The sequence below is a fragment of the Nitrosospira sp. Nsp2 genome, from assembly GCF_003050965.1.
Lineage (GTDB): Bacteria > Pseudomonadota > Gammaproteobacteria > Burkholderiales > Nitrosomonadaceae > Nitrosospira.
On the sequence record NZ_QAOU01000002.1, the window covers coordinates 208,019 to 226,398 of the forward strand.

Annotated in this window: 11 protein-coding genes; 4 read left to right on the forward strand and 7 right to left on the reverse strand. The window is 61.1% G+C overall.

What is annotated here, in order from left to right; all coding sequences use genetic code 11:
• Positions 1 to 323: 323 nt before the first annotated feature.
• The 4 genes from C8R31_RS05155 to C8R31_RS16000 form a co-directional block, all read right to left on the reverse strand.
• Positions 324 to 5,543: a malto-oligosyltrehalose synthase gene (locus tag C8R31_RS05155; protein WP_107692998.1), complete on the reverse strand. Its 5,220-nt coding sequence runs from the start codon at positions 5,541 to 5,543 to the stop codon at positions 324 to 326.
• 72 nt (positions 5,544 to 5,615) lie between these two features.
• Entirely contained in the window at positions 5,616 to 7,544 is a 1,929-nt protein-coding gene (treZ, locus tag C8R31_RS05160; protein WP_107692999.1) for a malto-oligosyltrehalose trehalohydrolase, read from the reverse strand.
• A 29-nt stretch (positions 7,545 to 7,573) separates the two neighbouring features.
• Positions 7,574 to 10,870, reverse strand: coding sequence for a maltose alpha-D-glucosyltransferase (gene treS / locus C8R31_RS05165; RefSeq protein WP_107693000.1), 3,297 nt, complete (start codon positions 10,868 to 10,870; stop codon positions 7,574 to 7,576).
• 161 nt (positions 10,871 to 11,031) lie between these two features.
• Positions 11,032 to 11,184 carry a hypothetical protein gene (locus tag C8R31_RS16000; protein WP_181320442.1) on the reverse strand — a complete coding sequence of 51 codons (153 nt, stop codon included), beginning with the start codon at positions 11,182 to 11,184 and terminating at the stop codon, positions 11,032 to 11,034.
• 150 nt (positions 11,185 to 11,334) lie between these two features.
• Between C8R31_RS16000 and C8R31_RS05170 the strand changes: the two genes are divergently transcribed.
• Both C8R31_RS05170 and C8R31_RS05175 read left to right on the forward strand, forming a co-directional pair.
• Complete coding sequence (locus C8R31_RS05170; RefSeq protein ID WP_181320444.1) at positions 11,335 to 13,818, forward strand: mechanosensitive ion channel domain-containing protein; 2,484 nt, start codon at positions 11,335 to 11,337, stop codon at positions 13,816 to 13,818.
• Positions 13,819 to 13,934: 116 nt separating this feature from the next.
• Positions 13,935 to 14,525, forward strand: a complete 591-nt coding sequence (locus C8R31_RS05175) for a hypothetical protein (RefSeq protein ID WP_107693002.1) — start codon at positions 13,935 to 13,937, stop codon at positions 14,523 to 14,525.
• Positions 14,526 to 14,668: 143 nt separating this feature from the next.
• On the opposite strand, the gene egtB is transcribed toward C8R31_RS05175, so the two are convergent.
• Complete coding sequence (egtB, locus tag C8R31_RS05180; RefSeq protein WP_107693003.1) at positions 14,669 to 16,057, reverse strand: ergothioneine biosynthesis protein EgtB; 1,389 nt, start codon at positions 16,055 to 16,057, stop codon at positions 14,669 to 14,671.
• 66 nt (positions 16,058 to 16,123) lie between these two features.
• Positions 16,124 to 16,432 carry a hypothetical protein gene (locus tag C8R31_RS05185; RefSeq protein WP_107693004.1) on the reverse strand — a complete coding sequence of 103 codons (309 nt, stop codon included), beginning with the start codon at positions 16,430 to 16,432 and terminating at the stop codon, positions 16,124 to 16,126.
• Positions 16,433 to 16,725: 293 nt separating this feature from the next.
• On the opposite strand from C8R31_RS05185, the gene C8R31_RS05190 reads away from it, so the two are divergent.
• Together C8R31_RS05190 and C8R31_RS05195 are read left to right on the forward strand one after the other, a co-directional pair.
• Positions 16,726 to 17,316 carry a hypothetical protein gene (locus C8R31_RS05190; RefSeq protein ID WP_258192554.1) on the forward strand — a complete coding sequence of 197 codons (591 nt, stop codon included), beginning with the start codon at positions 16,726 to 16,728 and terminating at the stop codon, positions 17,314 to 17,316.
• 13 nt (positions 17,317 to 17,329) lie between these two features.
• Positions 17,330 to 17,899, forward strand: coding sequence for a glycine zipper family protein (locus C8R31_RS05195; protein ID WP_107693006.1), 570 nt, complete (start codon positions 17,330 to 17,332; stop codon positions 17,897 to 17,899).
• A 186-nt stretch (positions 17,900 to 18,085) separates the two neighbouring features.
• Here C8R31_RS05195 and C8R31_RS05200 read toward each other — a convergent pair whose 3' ends face one another.
• Entirely contained in the window at positions 18,086 to 18,355 is a 270-nt protein-coding gene (locus tag C8R31_RS05200; protein ID WP_107693007.1) for a hypothetical protein, read from the reverse strand.
• Between the last annotated feature and the right edge of the window lie 25 nt (positions 18,356 to 18,380).

The following is an 18,380-nucleotide window of genomic DNA, read 5'->3' on the forward strand; positions in this document are numbered from 1 at the left end:
AGCAAACCCAGCCGAGCGGCTGGGTTTGCTATTGGAAGCTTTCAGTTTTCTGTAATCCCGTTAAGCTCGTCTTACAAGAGATAGATGAATAATAAAACGATCGCGGGTACACCCAGCATCCAGGCAATCAAGTATCTGCCCATGACAGTTCTCCTAGAAAAGGTTTTAAGGGACCACGTGACCTGAGCTTTTAACGCTCTGCTACTGGTCACCCTCGCACTACCGCTCGAGGTCACTTTCGCGAAACAACGACACCATTCTAGGAAATTACTTAAAATTTTTCGGTACGGCAGCGCACGGTTCACGTTCGCCGTTCAAGCTCCTCATCCCTCCGGCTGATGTGGCCTCAGCAGCGCATAGGGGAACGTCCGGAAAAGCTGGGCCAATTCGAGTCCACGTTTTTCCCCCTCCATAAGGGTCAGGATCGGCACGGTCTCGTCCGTCAGTACATTGATCCATTGCTCGTGTGTGGAGTTCAGGTCGGGCGGCAACTCGAGCCAGGTGTCACCCCATGCGCTCTCGCCGACCGGAATTCTTCTGTCTTCCGGTTCCTCTCCCAATAGGGCGCCGAGCAGTCTGGGGACGGCGACCAGCAGGATTTCGTTCCCGTTACGCCGGGCGAAGGCGCAAACGTGCTCTGCGCGGGAGCCGCCCGTTTTTAATGGCACGTAGTCGCCGCGACGGAAAAGCGGCTCGCACTCGCGCCTGAACGCGAGTGTCTTCCAGGTGATATAGAGCTTGATCCGGCCATCCTCCATGTTGTCCAGCAGACGTAGAGCGCATCCCGCTGCTCCCTCCTGCGCGTGCATGGTTCTGACGGCTCGCAGGGCCGTCCGGCGCGCGTCATAGTCAACTGGTCTTCGGTTGTCCGGGTCCACGAGGCTGAAGTCCCATAGTTCGTTGCCCTGATATATGTCCGGCACGCCGGGCGCGGTGAGCTTGAGCAGGACTTGGGACAAACTGTTGAATGCGCCAAACCGCGCAACTTTCTGCTGGAATGGCAGAAAATCGGACAGGAACAGATTTGTGGGCTGCGGAGAGAGCAGGGCGCGCACAAATTCCTGCGTTGCGGCCTCGTATTCGGTGTCGGGATTGATCCACGAGCTGTTCACTTTAGCTTCGCGCCCTGCCTTCAGCATGTACGCGCTCAGGCGCTCACCCAACTGCTCCAGCGCCGCATCGTCCGGTTTTTCAAATGGCCATATGCCGAGCAGGGTTTGATATAGCAGGTACTCGTCATTATGGCTGGGCGCGTGGCCCCCCTTATCCAGCCTGCGGCGGTTGCGGCGGTTGAGCTTGCGCCAGCGCGTAAGGACGAGATTCCATTGGCGGGGCATTTCGGAGAGCACGCTGATTCGCGCCCGCACGTCTTCCGATCGTTTATTGTCATGACTTGAGGTGGACAGCATCGCATGGGGCCATCGCGTCGCCCGCGCCTGGTTCGCGCGGTGAAACGCCGCCAGCGAAACGCCGAAACGGTGTGGTTCGCTGCCAACTTCATTCAGTGACACCAGCCGGTTGTACTGATAGAAGGTCGTGTCCTCTACGGCCTTGGCCATTACCGGGCTGGTGTACTGCTGAAACTTCATGGCGAAGGTGCATACAGCATCCCGGTAGGCTTCGTCCTTGCCCTCGGCCCGCCGGGCCAGCAGCACGTCCTGGATGAAATCAAAGATGCTTGGATCGGGCGCCTGGCTGCGCTTCTTTGCGATCCCTACAGCCCAGTTCACGTAGCGGGCGTCTTCCGCGGAGCTCTCGCAACCGGAAACATAGGTACGGTAAACCGGAAAGTTCGCCACCACCTGGGCCAGCGCGCTTCGCTGGCTGTTGAAGGTAAAGTCGCAGGTGTGGCGATCGCCCTTGGCGATGCGCGCGAGCTGCGTGGCCAGAACCTGCAGTTCGCCCGCCAGGGCGGTTTCCATGATGAGGTGCTTGTTCGTCCGCACCATCGTGTCAAAATCCATTCGTACCCGCACAAACCCCTGGTAAACGCGAGTGAAATGCTCCTCGGTGCGGGTATCGACAAACAGGCCGGTGGAAATAGCCGCAAAGTCATAGCCCGTGGTGCCATGCACCGGCCACGATTGGGGAAGATGCTCGTGGGAAGCGAGGATTTTTTCCACCACGATATATAGCGGCTGGGCGTCATCCCCGGTCTTTCCGGGATCTCGGGGAGAAAACGCCGCCGCCATGGCTTGCAGGCGTTCGAAGTATTCCTTTGGCGCGTATAAACCGTCGGGATGATCGATACGCAAACCCTCAACGTGCCCCGCCGCGAGCAAGTCGCGCAGCAGCCGGTGGGTGCTCTCGAACACCTCGGGGTTGTCCATGCGCAGCGCCGCCAGCTCATTGATGTCGAAAAAGCGGCGGTAGTTGATCTCGTCCGCAGCCGCGCGCCAGAAAGCCAGGCGGTAGGATTGGGCATCCAGAAGGTCGTGCAGCAGGTCGAGATTCCTGGCGCCATCCGGCCCGCCGCCATTGAACATGGACGCATTCTCCTGGATGAACTGCTCGATGTCGGGGCTCATCGCACAGAGCGACGCCAGGTGGCGCTTGTGTATCTCCTTGTCGCGCGCTCGCTCGGCTACGGCCTCGGGGGAAACATTGTCCCGCAATGGCAGATGACTGAACGCGGTCATCAGGGACTGTAGCTCGAGGAAACCCGGATGCTGCTCGCCCATGCGCGTCTCCAGGCGTTCCAGGCCGTAGCCGAGAATGCGCGGGTATTCACGCGGGTCTATCGGAAACCGGTGCTCATAATAGAAGACGCTGAACGAGCCCTGCTCGCCGTCAAACGCAAGTTTGAGATCGCCATTCTCCAGGACAACGCCATAGTGGTCGCCGAGCACGGGCAGCAGCACGTGCCCCGGCACGTGTTCTCCGGTTACATACCAGTCAATATCGAAGTAGCCGGAAAAACGGGACGCAGGACCATTTTCGAGCACGTCGAGCCACCATCCGTTATCGGCGCCCGTGACGCACATATGATTGGGCACCACGTCCAGGATCTGGCCCATTCCGCGCGCCTTCAGCGCCGCGGAGAACGCTTCAAAGTCGGCGAGGCTTGCGACCTCCGGATTGAGGCTTGTGTGGTCGGTGATATCGTACCCATGCCGGCTGCCCGGGCGCGCCTTGAGGATGGGCGAGAGATAGCAATGGCTGATGCCCAGCTCATCCAGGTAAGGAATCAATTGCGCGGCGCGGCTCAGGTTGAAGTCGCGATTCAGTTGCAGGCGGTAAGTTGCGCGCGGAATCGACAGCTTGATTCCTTGTTGTGGAGGCTCGACGCCGGAGCCGGGCGTTTGCGCCACCGGGCGTTCGCGCTGCAGTGCGTGCAGAATGCCTTGCAGATAAGGGCCTTGGGGCCACTCCTCGAGGTTGAGGGGTAGCTTGAGCCGCCAGGAGGGGTAGGCGGCATTGTCGGCGCCGGGGAGATTTGGTTGTTCGCGCACGCCAAAGCCATCTTCCATCTGGACCAGCAGCAGCTTCGACGGGGCTTGCCCGAGATAGGTGTACACTGCTGCGGCAAGCTCTGCCGTCATTTCCGGGAAGCCGACCTGATGTACCCCCGCTCCCGGCGGAAGGAGACCCTGGCTCTCGAGCGCCACCAATAGTTGCGCGCGGTCCGCCGCGCGCTCCACGATCTGGCGATGGCGGGTCTCTTCATCCGGGAACAGATGCAGCCGGTCCCGCAGGTCAATGTCGAGCCCTTGCCAGAAACCGGCCAGGGTCGGAAGATCGTGAGTCGTCACCGCGGCCACGGCCTCTACCGGATACTCCTGCGGTGGCTTCAGCCTGCCGTCGTCGCGCCGCTCGAAATACAGCAGCCGCGTCGACAGGACCCTCATGGGTTGCAAGGCTTCGCGCACCTCGTTCGGCACCGTGCCCAGGTCCTCGCCCACTACCAGGCACTTGTTGCGCTGGCTTTCCAGCGCCAGGATGCCGAGCATGTCTTCGAACGGGTAGCACACGTATGCGCCTTCGGTCGCGGACTGACCCCGGGGTACCCAGAACAGGCGGTACAGGCCCATGATGTGGTCTTTGCGCAGCGCCCCGGAGTGGCGCATGTTGGCCCGCAGCGTTTCGACGAAGGGGGCGTATGCCAGCGCGGTGAGTTGATGGGGTATCCACGGCGGCAGCCCCCAATCCTGGCCGAGACGGTTGAAGTCGTCGGGCGGGGCGCCGACCCTCGCGTCCAGCGCGTAAAGTCCACGACGGGTCCAGGTGGCGCCACCGCCTTCCGCCACGCCAATCGCAAGATCGAGCATCACCCCCACCCCGAGCCCCAGTTCCCGCGAATGCCTCGCGACCGTGGCCAACTGAATGGAGACTTGCCACTGCAGGTATTCGAAGTATTCCACGCGGTCGAGATGGGCTTCGCAAAACGCCGCTACCTCTGGCCCGCCGGGATCGCGCCAGGGCTCCGGCCAAACGGGCCAGCCCCACGCCGCGTCATCCTGCGCACGAAAATGTTCCTGGAGAGCTTCAAACAGCGCCTGTTTGCGCAGGCTCTCGCCGTGCTCGGACTGGAATGCCCGAAAAGCGTGTGCACGATCCGTGTTTTCCATCAGATGGACAGCGCGGAAATGGCGGTACAGACGGTTGAACAAGTTGCTCTTCACGTCGGCCACGCCGCGGTAATCCACCTGTTCGGCCGCGCGCAGGGCTCTCAACTGCGCCTGAAATTGCGGCGCAAGCACCAGGGAGCGGACCTCTTCGGCTTCGGTGAAATCGGGAATGGCCTCCACGTCAAGGTAAAGCGAATTGAACCAGGCGCGACTTGAGGGGCTGTAAGGACTCGCGTGCTCCGGCGCATCGGGAAATAACGCATGGAGCGGGTTTAGCAGTAGCGTGCTGCTGCCGCCTTCGGCGCAAAACTCGACCAGACGGCGCAGATCTCCTAAGTCGCCCATGCCGTAGTTGCGCTCCGAGCGTACCGCATAGAGCTGGAGCGAGAAGCCCCAGGTGCGGCCTTCCCCCTGGATTGCCGGGGGTTGGTAGCAGGTGGCCGGAGCGATGATGAGCTGCATCTCACCAGCGACACCGTGGCCGTCCGCCCGCTCGATGGCGAAGTGGTGATAGCCCTGTTCGAGTGTGAGATTCAGCGGAAGCGCCCGGCAAACGAACTGCTGCCCATCCAGCTGTCCTCGCTCGACCTCTTCCATTCTCCCGGGGATGAATTCGCCCCAGTCCTCACCGCCGGATTCCCGGCGCAGATGCCAGCGATAGGTGGCCTTATCGTCGGTGACCGGGAGAGTAACCGCGACACGATAGGGAACATGACATGGCTGAGCCGGCTCAGTTTGCGGCTCAGTTGGCGGCTCGCGCAGCACCTGTACCGGCGGCAGGGGATTTTTCCATCGACCTCGCTCAAAAGCGTGCAGCGACGCCGCGATCTCATCCTCACTGTTTGCCGGCACGCCCATCGCGCCCAGCAGGGCGGCCTTGGAAGAGGCAGAGGCATGGTGGCTGTTTCCCCAGATATCGTTGTAAGCCGACAGCACACCATACAGATTGCACAGTTGATCAAGCGGATTGTTCAAGCTCTTCCCTTGGGTTTCCCCAGATTTTTCTGTCGTTTTTCCCCGGGGCGCCGGGTTCGGGAACGAAGTATCTTATTGGACATCGCTTGCTTCACCCTCGGCGGTGGCGGCAGGCACGGAGCCTGGGATGGTGGCTGGCGGCTCCAGCGTCCACACTACGGCCCAGGGAGCCAGCAACCCTGTGCCGGCTTCCACAGAGGAGGCAAACACCGTCTCCGGCTGAGCGGCGGCCGCGGCGCGGCGTATGATCCGGTCCGAAAAATTCGCCAGCAACCGCAAGGTGGAGCCGTCACCCAGGCGCCAGTCAACGTTCAGGACGCCGGCAGGAAACACTTCGAAGCGCGCAGAGTGGCCTTCCATCCCCGCCAGGCGGGGGACGATGAAGTCCTTTCTCAACTTCAAAAGGTCGCGGTAATAGCCCAGCCAGCCAGCGTGCGCCTCCTCATGGAGAGAATCCCAGTCTATCTTTGAGACAAGAAAAGTCTTTTCTTCATTCGGGTCCGGTATTTCCGCCTGTGTCCCGGTATCGGCAAAACGCGCAAAGCGGGCGAACTCCCGCCGCCGGCCTTGCGTCACCGCGTCGCGCAACTCCGCGCCGAAGTCGCAGAAAAACAGGAAAGGCGCGCGGGCAGCGAATTCCTCGCCCATGAAGAGCATGGGAATGCCCGGTGCCAGCAGGTAGATGGAAGCCGCGGCGCGAACCGCCACATCCTGGGCTATATGCGTGATCCGCTCCCCAAATGCCCGATTGCCAACCTGGTCGTGACATTGCAGAAAGGATACGAAGGCCTGCGGGGGCAGATGAGCGCTGTCCTCGCCGCGCGGGCCGTGGTCGCGGTAGGCCGATAGCTGTCCCTGATAGGCGAACCCTTCGGCCAGGCAGCGCCCGAGGTGGCGCACCGGATCGTCCGCGTAGTCCGCATAGTACCCATCCTTCTCCCCGGTCACGAGCACGTGCAGGGCGTGGTGGATGTCGTCATTCCATTGTGCCGTATACCTATCGTGCCGCCCACCACCGCCCCCATTTCCGCCCCGTCCGAGATAGCGCGCCTGATTGGCATCGTTTTCCAGGATCAGGTGCACGTGACGCTGCGGGTCGACTGCTGCGCGCACGCGCTCGGCCAGCTCGACCAGAAAATGCGGGCTGGAGTCGTCGATAATGGCATGCACCGCATCGAGGCGCAGGCCATCAAGGTGGTACTCTTGCAGCCAGTAGAGCGCGTTATGGATGAAAAACTCGCGCACCTGCCGGCTGTCAGGGCCATCCAAATTGATCGCCGCGCCCCATGGCGTGTGGTGGTGTTCCGTAAAGAATTCCCTGGCGTAAAGGTGGAGATAGTTCCCTTCCGGTCCAAAATGATTGTAGACCACATCGAGCAGAACCATCAGGCCGCGCGCGTGTGCCGCCTGGACCAACGTCTTCAGATCCTCCGGGCGGCCGTAGCGGCTATCCGGGGCATAGGGCAGTACGCCGTCATAACCCCAGTTTCGGGCGCCGGGAAAATCCGCCACGGGCATGAGTTCGATGGCGGTAACCCCTAGCTCCGCGAGGTAATCCAGCCGCCGGGTAACGCCGTCAAAGGTTCCCCCGGGCGAGAACGTGCCGACGTGCAGCTCATAAATTACCGCCTCTTCCCAAGGGCGTCCGCGCCATGCCGCGTCCTGCCAGGCAAAGGCGGCGGGATCGATCACCTCGCTCGCACGATGCACGTCCTCCGGGTTGAAGCGGGAGGCGGGGTCCGGGACACGAATCTTGCCATGTGCCCCCTTATCAGCCCGCGTTGTCACCTCGAACCCGTAGCGCGTTCCCGCCGCTGCCTCGGAGACCGTCAATTCGAACCAGCCACCGGCACCAGCGTTCATGGGCAGTACTTGTTCATGCTGCCCATCAGCCTGTTTACTGGCAAGGCAAAGCGCCACCTCTTTGCAACTGGGCGCCCACAGACGGAAGCGCACCCCCTGGTCTGTTCCCTGGTCTGTCATTTGCGCCCCGTAGGGCATGTCATGCGCTCGGATCTGCACGTCGCTTTCTACCGTTTGCGCCGCAGCAGGCCAATCAACTGCCGAATCGGGATCTCGACCGTTCTCGATTGTTGCGATAGCGCGTTGCTCAGGCTTGCAGCCGCCTTTTCCACCATGAACAGCGTAACCAGTGTATCCACTGTCGCCGGGTTGGAAGGCAACAAAGGGTGTTCCTTCATCGCCCGGCGATAGCTCTTAAAGAAAGCGCCGGTGGCCAGCGCCTTCCAGTTATCCGTCTGCTCCTGACATAGCGGGCCTGCATCGGGATACTCGGTCGTCACGTGCGCGAGCGCGGCTGCCGCCACTTCCGAAAACGAAACGAGGATGCCTGCCACGTCGCGCAGCGGCGTATGTTTCCAGCGACGTTCCCGCCAGGCACGCTCAGGACCGCCGCCGTAATTCGTGATCAGAAAATCATTGTTTGACAGCCATACCTGGCGCAAATTGTAATCGCCGTGGCAACGGGCCTTCATGGCCACCGTGCCGGCCGCGGCCGTACGCATGATGCGCCGGTAGAACCGGGGCCGGGCCGCGAACAGGTCTCTGCCGGCCGCTCGCGCTGCCTCGGACAATAGGGGCCATTCGGCCTCCAGCAAGGTATACATCTGGTCCATCTGCGCGCGCACGCTGTTCACCCACTCGGCGGTATCGTCAAGGGTGATGGGTTCCATCCCGAAGGCGCCGGCCGGGTCCGGTTGCGCGAGCGCCTGATGAAACTCGGCCGTGCGCAGCCCCAGAGTTTTCGCCAGCGTCGTGTAAACCGCGTGGCGCGCATCGATGGGACGTTTTTGCCTTGTGCGGTAGTCGTCCAGGTAGCGTGCGAGATAGTCGTGGGTATAGACCCAAACACTGCCCTGGTTCGCGGCGTACCGCTCCAGGATGGCGAGCGTCGAGCACTGCCCCTCGGCATCAACGTACTCGACGGTGCCGGCGAGTTGCGCAATGTGGGTGAAGTTCGCGGTCTCGGTCAGGAATCGCGACATTTCCAGTTCCGGGTGCACGCCGGCGAGCAGCCAGCGGTAACCCTTCAATATCAGCCGATCGCCCAGGTTCACCAGCAGGCGGCCCCGTTCCGATACCGTTCTGGTTATGTTCGTCGCGCCCCCTTCCTCGACGACGCCGGGAAAAGCGCTGGTTGCATGGAAGCGCACCTGTCCCCGCTCGAACGCAAATGACGCGCCCGTCTCCATATTGGAGATCACGGTACGGCAGAAAGCATCGTCCCAGAACGCGTCAAACAGTACGCCCATTCGGGCCCGGCTCCGTACCTTGGCCAGGATCGCAGGCAGCAGGGGGATCAGGCGGCTCTCGCCTTCGTCTTCCCACGCCAGTGCGAGCGGCATTGCATAACGATATGTCTCGCCGCTGGCAAGCGTCAGGATGACGATGGCCAGGAGCCAGCTGCCATGCTCCGTCACCCATTCATGCGTTTCGCCAAGCTCGAATTTTTCCACGTCCGGCCTGCTTGCGAACCATGGCTGGGAGCTGAAGAAGCGCGGCAGGATTTCACGCTCAAGTTGCAGCCGCGCGCGTTCGACCATCAACTGGTTCCTGGGTCCGCTTTCCGCGTGGTTCCCGGCCAGGGTGCCCCATCCGCTCTCGACCAGTACCAGTACCGCGAGATCCGGCAACACCTGGGGCTCTTCATGCCACACGGGTGCCGTCACGTCGGTAGCAAGGCGAAAGCCGTAGAAGCCGTGCCCGCTCAGGGTGAGCTGGTACGGCAGGGCGCCGATTGGGGGAAATGCGCTGCGCCCCATCAACTCAGCCGGCACCCTGCCCTTGTACTGGCTCAAATCCAGCTCCACCGCCTGAGGCGCCCGGGAAAGATTAGCTACGCACAGGATCGTTTCGCCCTCGTATTCACGCAGATAGGCGAGGATCTTGCGGTTGCCGGGGCGCAGAAAACGCAGTGCGCCGCGACCAAAGGTGCGGTGAGCCTTGCGCACGGCGATGACGCGTTTCGTCCAGTTGAGCAGTGAATATGCGTTGTGGCGCTGTCTTTCCACATTCACTGCGGCGAAGCCGTACACCGGATCGACAATGGGCGGAAGGAACAGCGATTCCGGATCCGCGGTTGAAAACCCCCCATTGACTCCGCCCAGCCATTGCATAGGGGTGCGCACGCCGTTGCGGTCGCCCAGCTGAAGGTTATCGCCCATGCCGATCTCGTCGCCGTAATAGAGAATCGGCGAGCCGGGCATGGTCACGAGCAGCAGATTCATCAGTTCGATGCGGTGCCGGTCGTTTTCGAGCAAAGGGGCCAGACGGCGGCGGATGCCGAGGTGGAGGCGGGCCAGAGGGTCCACCGCATAGGTCTGATGAAGGTAATCCCGCTCGCGGTCGGTGACCATCTCCAGGGTCAGTTCGTCGTGGTTGCGCAGAAATATCGCCCACTGGCAGTTTTCGGGTATGTCCGGGGTTTGTTCCATGATCTCCACGATCGGATGGCGGTCCTCGCGCGCGATGGCCATGTACATACGGGGCATGAGCGGAAAGTGGAAGGCCATATGGCATTCGTCGCCATCGCCAAAATACTCGCGCACGTCCTCCGGCCATTGATTAGCTTCCGCCAGGAACACGCGATCGGGGTAGTGCGCATCCAGTTCTGCGCGCATGCGCTTGATCACCGCGTGCGTCTCCGGCAGGTTCTCGCAGTTGGTGCCTTCACGCTCGCACAGGTACGGCATCGCATCCAGCCGCATCCCGTCCACGCCGGCATCGAGCCAGAAGCGCATCACATGCATGATGGCGTTGAAGACGTGGGGGTTTTCAAAATTCAGGTCGGGCTGATGGTAAAAAAAACGGTGCCAATAGTAAGCTTTAGCTTCCTCGTCCCACTGCCAGTTGGAGCCCTCGGTATCGGTGAAAATGCTGCGCGCGCCGCTGTACTTCTTGTTGTCGCTGCTCCAGACGTAGTAGTCGCGCTTGACCGATCCGGGGGGCGCACGCCGCGCTGCCTGGAACCAGGGATGCTGATCCGAAGTGTGATTGATCACCAGTTCAGTAATCACCCGCAAGCCGCGCCGATGGGCTTCATTGATGAACCGGTGAAAGTCTGCCATATCGCCAACGGCCGGATGCACATTGTGGTAATCGGCAATATCGTAGCCGTCGTCGCGTCCCGGCGAGGGATAGAACGGAAGGAGCCAGAGCGCAGTCACGCCCAGCTCCTGCAGATAGTCGAGCTTGGAGATCAGGCCCGCGAAATCGCCGACACCATCACCGTTGCTGTCAAAGAACGTCTTGACGTGTAACTGGTAGATGACAGCGTCCTTGTACCACAGTGAATCTTCTTGTTGCATAGTTATCTGTCGTGACGTGTGTCGTTACGTATCATGGCGCTCATGGCGCTCGTGGCGCTGGAGCCGTGGCAGTCGCCTTCCAAGCACTAACTGCACCCCATCCATAAAGGGGCCAGCTTGCCAACAATGCACCGGAAGGTCTGTGCCATATCGTACAAAGCTTACAGTGCCTCGTTTGGTCGTGCCAGGGATTCTATCCGCCGGACGGGTATCGGGTCCATGCGCAAGCGGCTCAGGCCGGAAGGTTCCACCCGGGTCTGCCAGCGACGCGCCCCCGTAGCGGACGTGGCGATTGGTTCTTCAATGTATGCCAACGCACTGACTCCCGGGCGCCAGGGGCGCATCATCCCCATTCATACTCATCCATTACTTTACGGAGAACCGGTTGCCGGCTTAAGTTGCAAAGCGCCGTCGGCTGCCCGTGCAGGTATTCCCCTCTTCTCCAGTTGCCCATGTTTTCTCGAATGAACCTTTTTGCCGCGATTCTGGCTCCGTTTTCATTGGCATTTTCACTCGCCATAGTGACGCCCCCTGACGCGCTTGCAAACGAAGTCACGAAGGAAGTCACCAAGGGGACCGGTGGGGAAATTTCCGCGTCCCCGCCACCCGTCACGCCAGCACAGGCCCAGCGCGCGCTTTCGATTCTTCAGGACGAAAAGAAGCGCACGGAGCTCGAAGAAACACTTGCCGCGATCGCCCAAGCCACAGCCATCGCCCCGGCCAGCGCTCCCGCTACGTCGCCGCCACGTGCCGCGGGGAGCCCATCGACAGGAGAGCAGGCGCCGCTGCCGATCCAGTTGACCGAGAATGGACTGGTGGCACAGGTATTCGACCTGATCGCGACGCGGCTGGATGTGGTTGTGGATCAACTGCGGTTGACCGGGCGCATGTTTCTGGAGGTGAAAACGGTCGGCGAATGGTGGCAGTATAACCTGGGGGTGCCGGAACGCCGCGCCGTCGTGCTGGATGCCCTGTGGCAGGTGATCCTGACGCTGGCCGGAGCCCTGCTGGCCGAGTGGCTGGCGCGACGAGTGCTCGCGCGGCTACGCAAACTGGTCGAGAATCGGGCAGCGGCCCGGAAGGCAGCCATCGACCAGAAAAAAATAGAATCCGCCCGCACCGCGGCGCCGGAAGGTCGGCATCGTGCCGAAGCTGTGCCCGAGACCCGCGCCGCCGACCGTCACTGGAGGCTGTTGCGACGGCTCCCTTTCGCGTTCGCCCACTGGGTGCTGGGACTCATTCCGCTGGTGGTCTTTTTCGTGGTGGCGATCGTACTGCTGAACGCGGCCGGCGGCCGCTCCGCACCTTTTTACGGCCCGACCCTTGTGGCCGTCAGCGCTTATGCAACCACACGCTTCGTGCTGAGCGTGATTCAGCTCATGGCGTCACCCTTGGGCCAAGGGCTGCGGCTGATGCACATCAGCGATGGGGTGGCGGCTTTCCTGTATCGCTGGCTGCGATGGGTCGTCGTCGTCGCGGTGTTCGGCACCGCTATCGCGGACATCTCCCTGGAAACCGGCGCAACGCAAAACACTCATGACACGCTGACGAAACTGGTGGCGCTCGCCGTGCACGTGATGCTGCTGATCATGATTTTTCGCAGCCGGGAGGCGACTGCGGCCGCCATTCGCGGCAGGGCCGGCGACGGTCATGATGTGTCCGGGTTGCGCGGCATGCTGGCCGATAGCTGGCTTTTTGTCGCGACCTTTCTGATCGCCGCGGCCTGGCTGCTGTGGTCGGCCGGAACCGAAAACGGTTTTCAGCACGTGCTTCATGTATTTGGCTGGTCGGCCGCGGTCATCGTCGTAGCCAGTCTGGTATCGATCTTCGTCCTGGGGGCGATTGACCGCGCCTTCATCAGCAACCGGGAGAATATGCAGCAGCAACTCGGACAGCGACCGCCGGGCGAGCTGGAGCCGGAGGCGGCGCCCAAAACCACCTATCACATGCTGGTGTATCGCGCGGTCTCGTCGATAATCGGCATCGTCGCGTTAATCCTGCTGTTGCAGGTGTGGGGCGTGGATACGCATTCATGGTTCGAGGAAGGCTCCATCGGCCGACGCCTGGCTTCAGCGCTTGTCACCATCGCAGTCACCTGCATGCTGGCGCTGGCGGCGTGGGAAGCGCTGAACAAAGCGGTATGCAACCGTATCGAGCTATGGTCGGAGGAGGGCGACATTGCGCGGGCTGCGCGCCTGCGGACACTGGTGCCGATGCTGCGCGCCTGTCTGTTCTTCGTCATCGGAATGGTCGTGCTGCTCGCGGCGCTGCACCAGCTGGGCATCAACATCGGGCCCCTTTTGGCTGGGGCCAGCATCATTGGCGTCGCGCTGGGCTTTGGCTCGCAAAAACTGGTGCAGGATTTCATCACCGGTATTTTTCTGCTGATGGAAAATGCCATCCAGGTCGGGGATTTCATCACCGTCGCAGACGTTTCCGGGTCGGTGGAATATCTGTCGATCAGGACCGTCCGGCTGCGCGCGCCGGACGGCTCTCTCCACGTTGTGCCGTTCAGTTCAGTTTCCACCGTGACCAATACCAATCGCGGGCTTGGCAATGCTTCGGTCCGCGTCAGTGTCAAGGCGGACTCGGACGTCGATCGGGTGTTTGCCGCTATCCGTGGCGTGGGCGAAGAAATGCGCGCCGATCCTCAACTCAAAGACCTTATTCTGGCGGACCTGGAAATCTGGGGCGTGGATCAGGTTGATGGCGCGATGATCACGGTGCTCGGGCAGATACGCACGCTGGACAAGGGGCGGTGGCCAGTGCAGCGGGCCTTTAACCAGCGGATTCTCGAGCGCTTCCGCGAGCTGGACATACATTTCGTAAATCCGCAGGAGCGGCACGTCGTGACCCAGCCGCGCTTGTCTCCCGCTCGGCTGCAGCCGCAGCCGGATCGCACGCCGGAACTGGCGCTCCCACGAGACCGGGATGCATCCATGCGGTAGAACGTGCCTTCAACCAGGCTTCTGCACTTGCAGAAGATTTGGATCGTCTGGAAAAACCGTGATTGAGGAGCAATTGAGCAGCAACCGGGCATTAACCACTTTGTAAGGAGATCAGCATGAAACGCTCATTACCAGGAAAACCTGATTCACATGATGGTTCGCGGACCGTACTCGGGCGAGCCGTGATTTCAGGAACGGTCGGCGGGCTAGCCGCTGCGGCGGCCGCGTCGCTGGCGGGAAAGCGCGAAGACGATCATTATGCCGCGCCCCTCAACGCCACCAGTCACATCATATGGGGCGACGAAGCGGCACATCAGGATAAGCCATCGCTGAAATACACGCTTACCGGCTTCTTGCTGAATCATGCCTCGGCGATATTCTGGGCTTTATTTTACGAGAAGCTGCTGGGGAGAGGTGAGAGCCGCGCGGACCAGGGTGCCCTCCACCCGACGAATTGGAACGAAGGTCCGCTCCATGATTCATCGAATATCGCGTCACAAGCCAGGCCCATGCTCGAGCCCATCCTGGATGCGGCAGCGGTGACCGCGGCCGCTTATGTTACCGACTATTATCTGGTCCCTAAACGCTTCACGCCCGGCTTCGAAAAGCGCCTCTCGGGAAAATCGCTGTTCGCGGTATTTGTCGCGCTGGCCGCGGGGCTTGCCGCCCGCGACGTGATTCGGGCGACGAAGGCGCCGCGGAAATAGTTTCCGCGGGTCGCGACGGACGTCAAGCCCTCTCGGGCGAGGGACCGGAGGTTGCCGCCCCAGGCCGGCCGGGTGGCGGCTTGCGGTTCCCTTTCGGCGCCAGATCCCTGCCAGGACAACACTGAACCGATGGCGTTATTTTGCTACATCGCTACATTGCGCGCCAGGCGAATGCCCGACAGCTGCCAGCAGGTGCTGGCGGGCAAGAAGTTGCGGAAACTGGCGCGAATGCGCTCGCGGGGAATAAGGCAGGACCCGCCCCGCAGTACATACTGGTTCACCATGGACCGGCTGTTGTATTCACCCACCGCTTCATCCCAGACCACCGACATCGGTTCGTTTTCGTTGGGCTTGGCGGGGTTGTAACCCGGATAGGGGGAATAACTCGACTGCGTCCATTCCCACGCGTCCCCGTACAGCTGGTCCAGGCGGGGGCCCGCGCCCGCATCAGGGCGAGCCGTGGCAGCCGGGCAGGGATGAAAGCGATCGTTGTCGGCGAAACATCCGTCTATTTCCTGTTGCGATGCGGCATGCTCCCATTCGGCTTCGCTCGGCAGCCGCGCGCCGGCCCAGCGGGCATAGGCGTCAGCCTCGAACAAGGAAATGTGGATCACGGGCAGGTTCGGATCCAGCGGGATCAGCCCGGCAAGCGTGAATTCCCGCCATCCGCCGTCCTCGCCCCGCCAGTAAAGCGGATGCCGCTGTTCGTGGGCCTTCATCCAGTCCCAGCCCTCCGAAAGCCAGAAACTAGGGTCTTTATACCCTCCGGCATTCATGAATTCGAGATACTCGCCGTTGGTAACGAGGCGTGAAGCAAGCTGATAGGGTTCCAGGAATTGCCTGTGCCGCGGGGATTCGTTGTCGTAGCTGAATCCATCGCCGTCGTAGCCAATCTCCACCAGACCGCCTTCGAACCTGCGCCACTCCAGCGCATGGGGAGCGGGGGAAGGGGCCACCCGAGCCGCTGTCCATGCTGGTCTGGACCTTGCATAGGAGACATTGAGCGGACTTTGGGAGAGAAGATGCTTGATGTCGGCGAGGATAAGTTCCTGATGTTGTTGCTCGTGGTGCATGCCCAGGACCGTCAGCATGCCCAGCATTTTATCCCTGGCCGCCTCCTTGCCTTGCTGGCCTGCCTGGCCTGCCTGGCCGCCCTGATTTAGGACCTGCGCCATCCGTTCGTCCACGTTGCGGCAGTAATCGCGCGTTTCGGACAGGGAGGGCCTGGTGAAGAGCCCCCGCTTGGGGTCTGGATGGGTTTGACCCGATTTGTTGTAGGAACTGAACATGGCGCAGAAAGCCGGGTGATAAGGCTTGAACCCCTGCTCATAGTGCTGCAGCACAAAAGTTTCAAAGAACCAGGCCACATGGCCGAGGTGCCACTTGACCGGACTGGTTTCCGGCATCGACTGAACGCAACAATCCTCGTCAAGCAGCGGCTCGATCAAGCCCAGCGTCCGGCCGCGGATCGCGGAATATTTATCGAATAGTGAAGAGGTCCTCGGCGAAGAGGTCATCGAAGAAGTGATCATAAGGCTCTCCTAAGGTAAATGCTTGCCGGTAAAACTTCACAATAAACAGTTCACCTAAAATCGCAATTATAGGACGCGGATCTCGTGGGCCCGTATCACCAGCTCGTCCTGCCTGAACCGCTTTTCAAGTTGTTTGCGGTAGCTGTTCCACCAGGTCTCGTCCAGATTCTCCACCATGACTTCATACACGATAATCTCATCGTGAACGGTGCCCCCATCCTTCTCCTGCCATACCCCGCTCGCAGGGGTGCGGGTATAAGCGGTTAGTCCGCCAAACTGTTTCACAAGTTCTTCCCGAACCTGCTCGAACAGCGCCTTCGAAAAGCGCTCACCGCGGTTGCTCCACAGCGGCAGCAAGAGTTGGGCCATGTACATGTGGTCTCGTTTGCTCCGGGTTTTGGTCGATTGGATTTAATATCACACTTCAGCCTGAAATTCGAACTTTTTCCGCAAAATCAAGCCAAAGTCATAGTCTGGCGTAGCGATGCAAACCGGGTTCGAATCGTGGATCAGGCATGAAGCTGGATCGGTTTTGGGGTTAGTTAAACGAAGCGAAGGATACCGATGGCAGGATCTGGCGGGATCCAATCTATGCAAGCGCGGCCTGTAACAAGCCATCTCAGGCACCATTGTAAGTTACGAATGCGCTGACGGGAACAGGAGTCTATGTGACGATTAAATCAGCATGCCTCATCCTTTCCATGCTCGGACTGTTCTCTGCGGGGTCCACATGGGCAGACGGGCACGGCGGTGATGGAGGGGGCGGGGGGCACGATGGCGGCCACGGAGGTGGCGGCGGGCACCACGGCGGCCACGATGGGGGCGGGCACCACGGGGGGCACCACCATGGGGGGCACCACCACGGGGGGCATCATCACCATACGAGCGTGGGCTTTTATGGCATAGGCGGCTTCTATCCCGGCTGGGGTTATGGGGGCTATGGCGGATATGGGGGCTATGGCGGATACGGCTGGGGCCTCGGGTATGGCTTTGGCCCGGGGTATTACGGCGGCTATCGCGGATATGGGGGATATGGAGGCTATGGTTTCGGCTTCGGCGCCCCATATTACCCACCTGTGGTCACGGTGCCCGTCACCCCCCCCGTTTATATTCAACGGGAGGAGGCGCGGCCTCCAAACCCACCCCAGAAACCGGCCAATTATTGGTATTATTGCAGGAATCCGGACGGGTACTACCCCTACGTGAAGAAATGCCCAGGAGGCTGGATGCAGGTCGCGCCCCAGCCGGCAGATCAATAAACAAGGGATAATCATGTCATCCACGCTTAAAGCAGCTTCCCATCGAGTAGCCTTCCAGCGAGTAGCCCCCATTTTGCTGGTCTTGCTGCTGGCCTCCTGCGCAACCATACCGAGCGGTCCAAGCATCATGGCGTTGCCTGGCTCGGGCAAGTCCTTCGACCAGTTTCGCACCGACGATGTGTACTGCAAGCAGTATGCGCTTGAACAAGTGCAGGAAATGACGCCCAACCGGGCCGCGATATTGAGCGGGGCGGGAACTGCGGCCCTTGGCACCGCGGTGGGCGCCGCGGCCGGCGCGGCATTCGGAGGGGCAAGCGGCGCAGCGATAGGAGCAGGCAGCGGCCTGTTGGGAGGCACCCTGATGGGATCGGGCACCTCCAGGGCCTCGGGAGATATCCGGCAGCAACGCTATGACATCGGGTACACCCAGTGCATGTACGGCAAAGGTCATCGGGTGCCGGTTTCCGGCCAGATCCTGGACAGCGGCGCAAACCGGGGATACGACTCGCCATCGCAGCCTTCTTCATCCAGTTCCATGCCTCCTCCCCCGCCGCCGGGCAGCCCGCCTCCGCCCCCCCAGTAGTTCTTCAGGATTGGTCGAATCGCGTGAGGAACTGGGATATGTAGTAGTGTCTTTGCCGAGGGGCAAAAAGCGCGATCAGGCATTCGGCGATTCGGCGTAGAGGCGCCAGTTCGAGAGCGCGATCTCGTTGCGACACTCTCTATGGGTGCGGAACCTGGACAAACTTGCCTTAATCAGAGCAAAGTATCAGGATTTGCGCGGCAACTTCAGCCGGTGGATCATCTTGTCCAGCTTATCCAGTTCGATGCGGGCTTTCTTGGCGGCTTGTTCGTTTTTCTTGATTAACTCTTTTTGCACCATCTGTGCGAAGGCCACCAGGTCCTGTCGAGGGTACTCGTCCTGTACCCCGCACTCATGAAAGAAGTCCGCGACCCAGCGCGCGCCGGGTTCGCTGTCTCCGTGTTCCCGCGCATACTCGTCCGCCGCCATTTTTACATAGTCCGAGAGTTTGGGCATGCGGCTTCCTCTGCTTCCTATACGT

What these genes read in the sequence shown, in the direction of transcription:
- C8R31_RS05200 (WP_107693007.1), bottom strand. Translation starts at nt 18,355, where the DNA reads ATGCCCAAACTCTCGGACTATGTAAAAATGGCGGCGGACGAGTATGCG.
- C8R31_RS05170 (WP_181320444.1), top strand. Translation starts at nt 11,335, where the DNA reads ATGAACCTTTTTGCCGCGATTCTGGCTCCGTTTTCATTGGCATTTTCA.
- treS (WP_107693000.1), bottom strand. Translation starts at nt 10,870, where the DNA reads ATGCAACAAGAAGATTCACTGTGGTACAAGGACGCTGTCATCTACCAG.
- C8R31_RS05195 (WP_107693006.1), top strand. Translation starts at nt 17,330, where the DNA reads ATGTCATCCACGCTTAAAGCAGCTTCCCATCGAGTAGCCTTCCAGCGA.
- C8R31_RS05175 (WP_107693002.1), top strand. Translation starts at nt 13,935, where the DNA reads ATGAAACGCTCATTACCAGGAAAACCTGATTCACATGATGGTTCGCGG.
- egtB (WP_107693003.1), bottom strand. Translation starts at nt 16,057, where the DNA reads ATGATCACTTCTTCGATGACCTCTTCGCCGAGGACCTCTTCACTATTC.
- treZ (WP_107692999.1), bottom strand. Translation starts at nt 7,544, where the DNA reads ATGCCCTACGGGGCGCAAATGACAGACCAGGGAACAGACCAGGGGGTG.
- C8R31_RS05185 (WP_107693004.1), bottom strand. Translation starts at nt 16,432, where the DNA reads ATGTACATGGCCCAACTCTTGCTGCCGCTGTGGAGCAACCGCGGTGAG.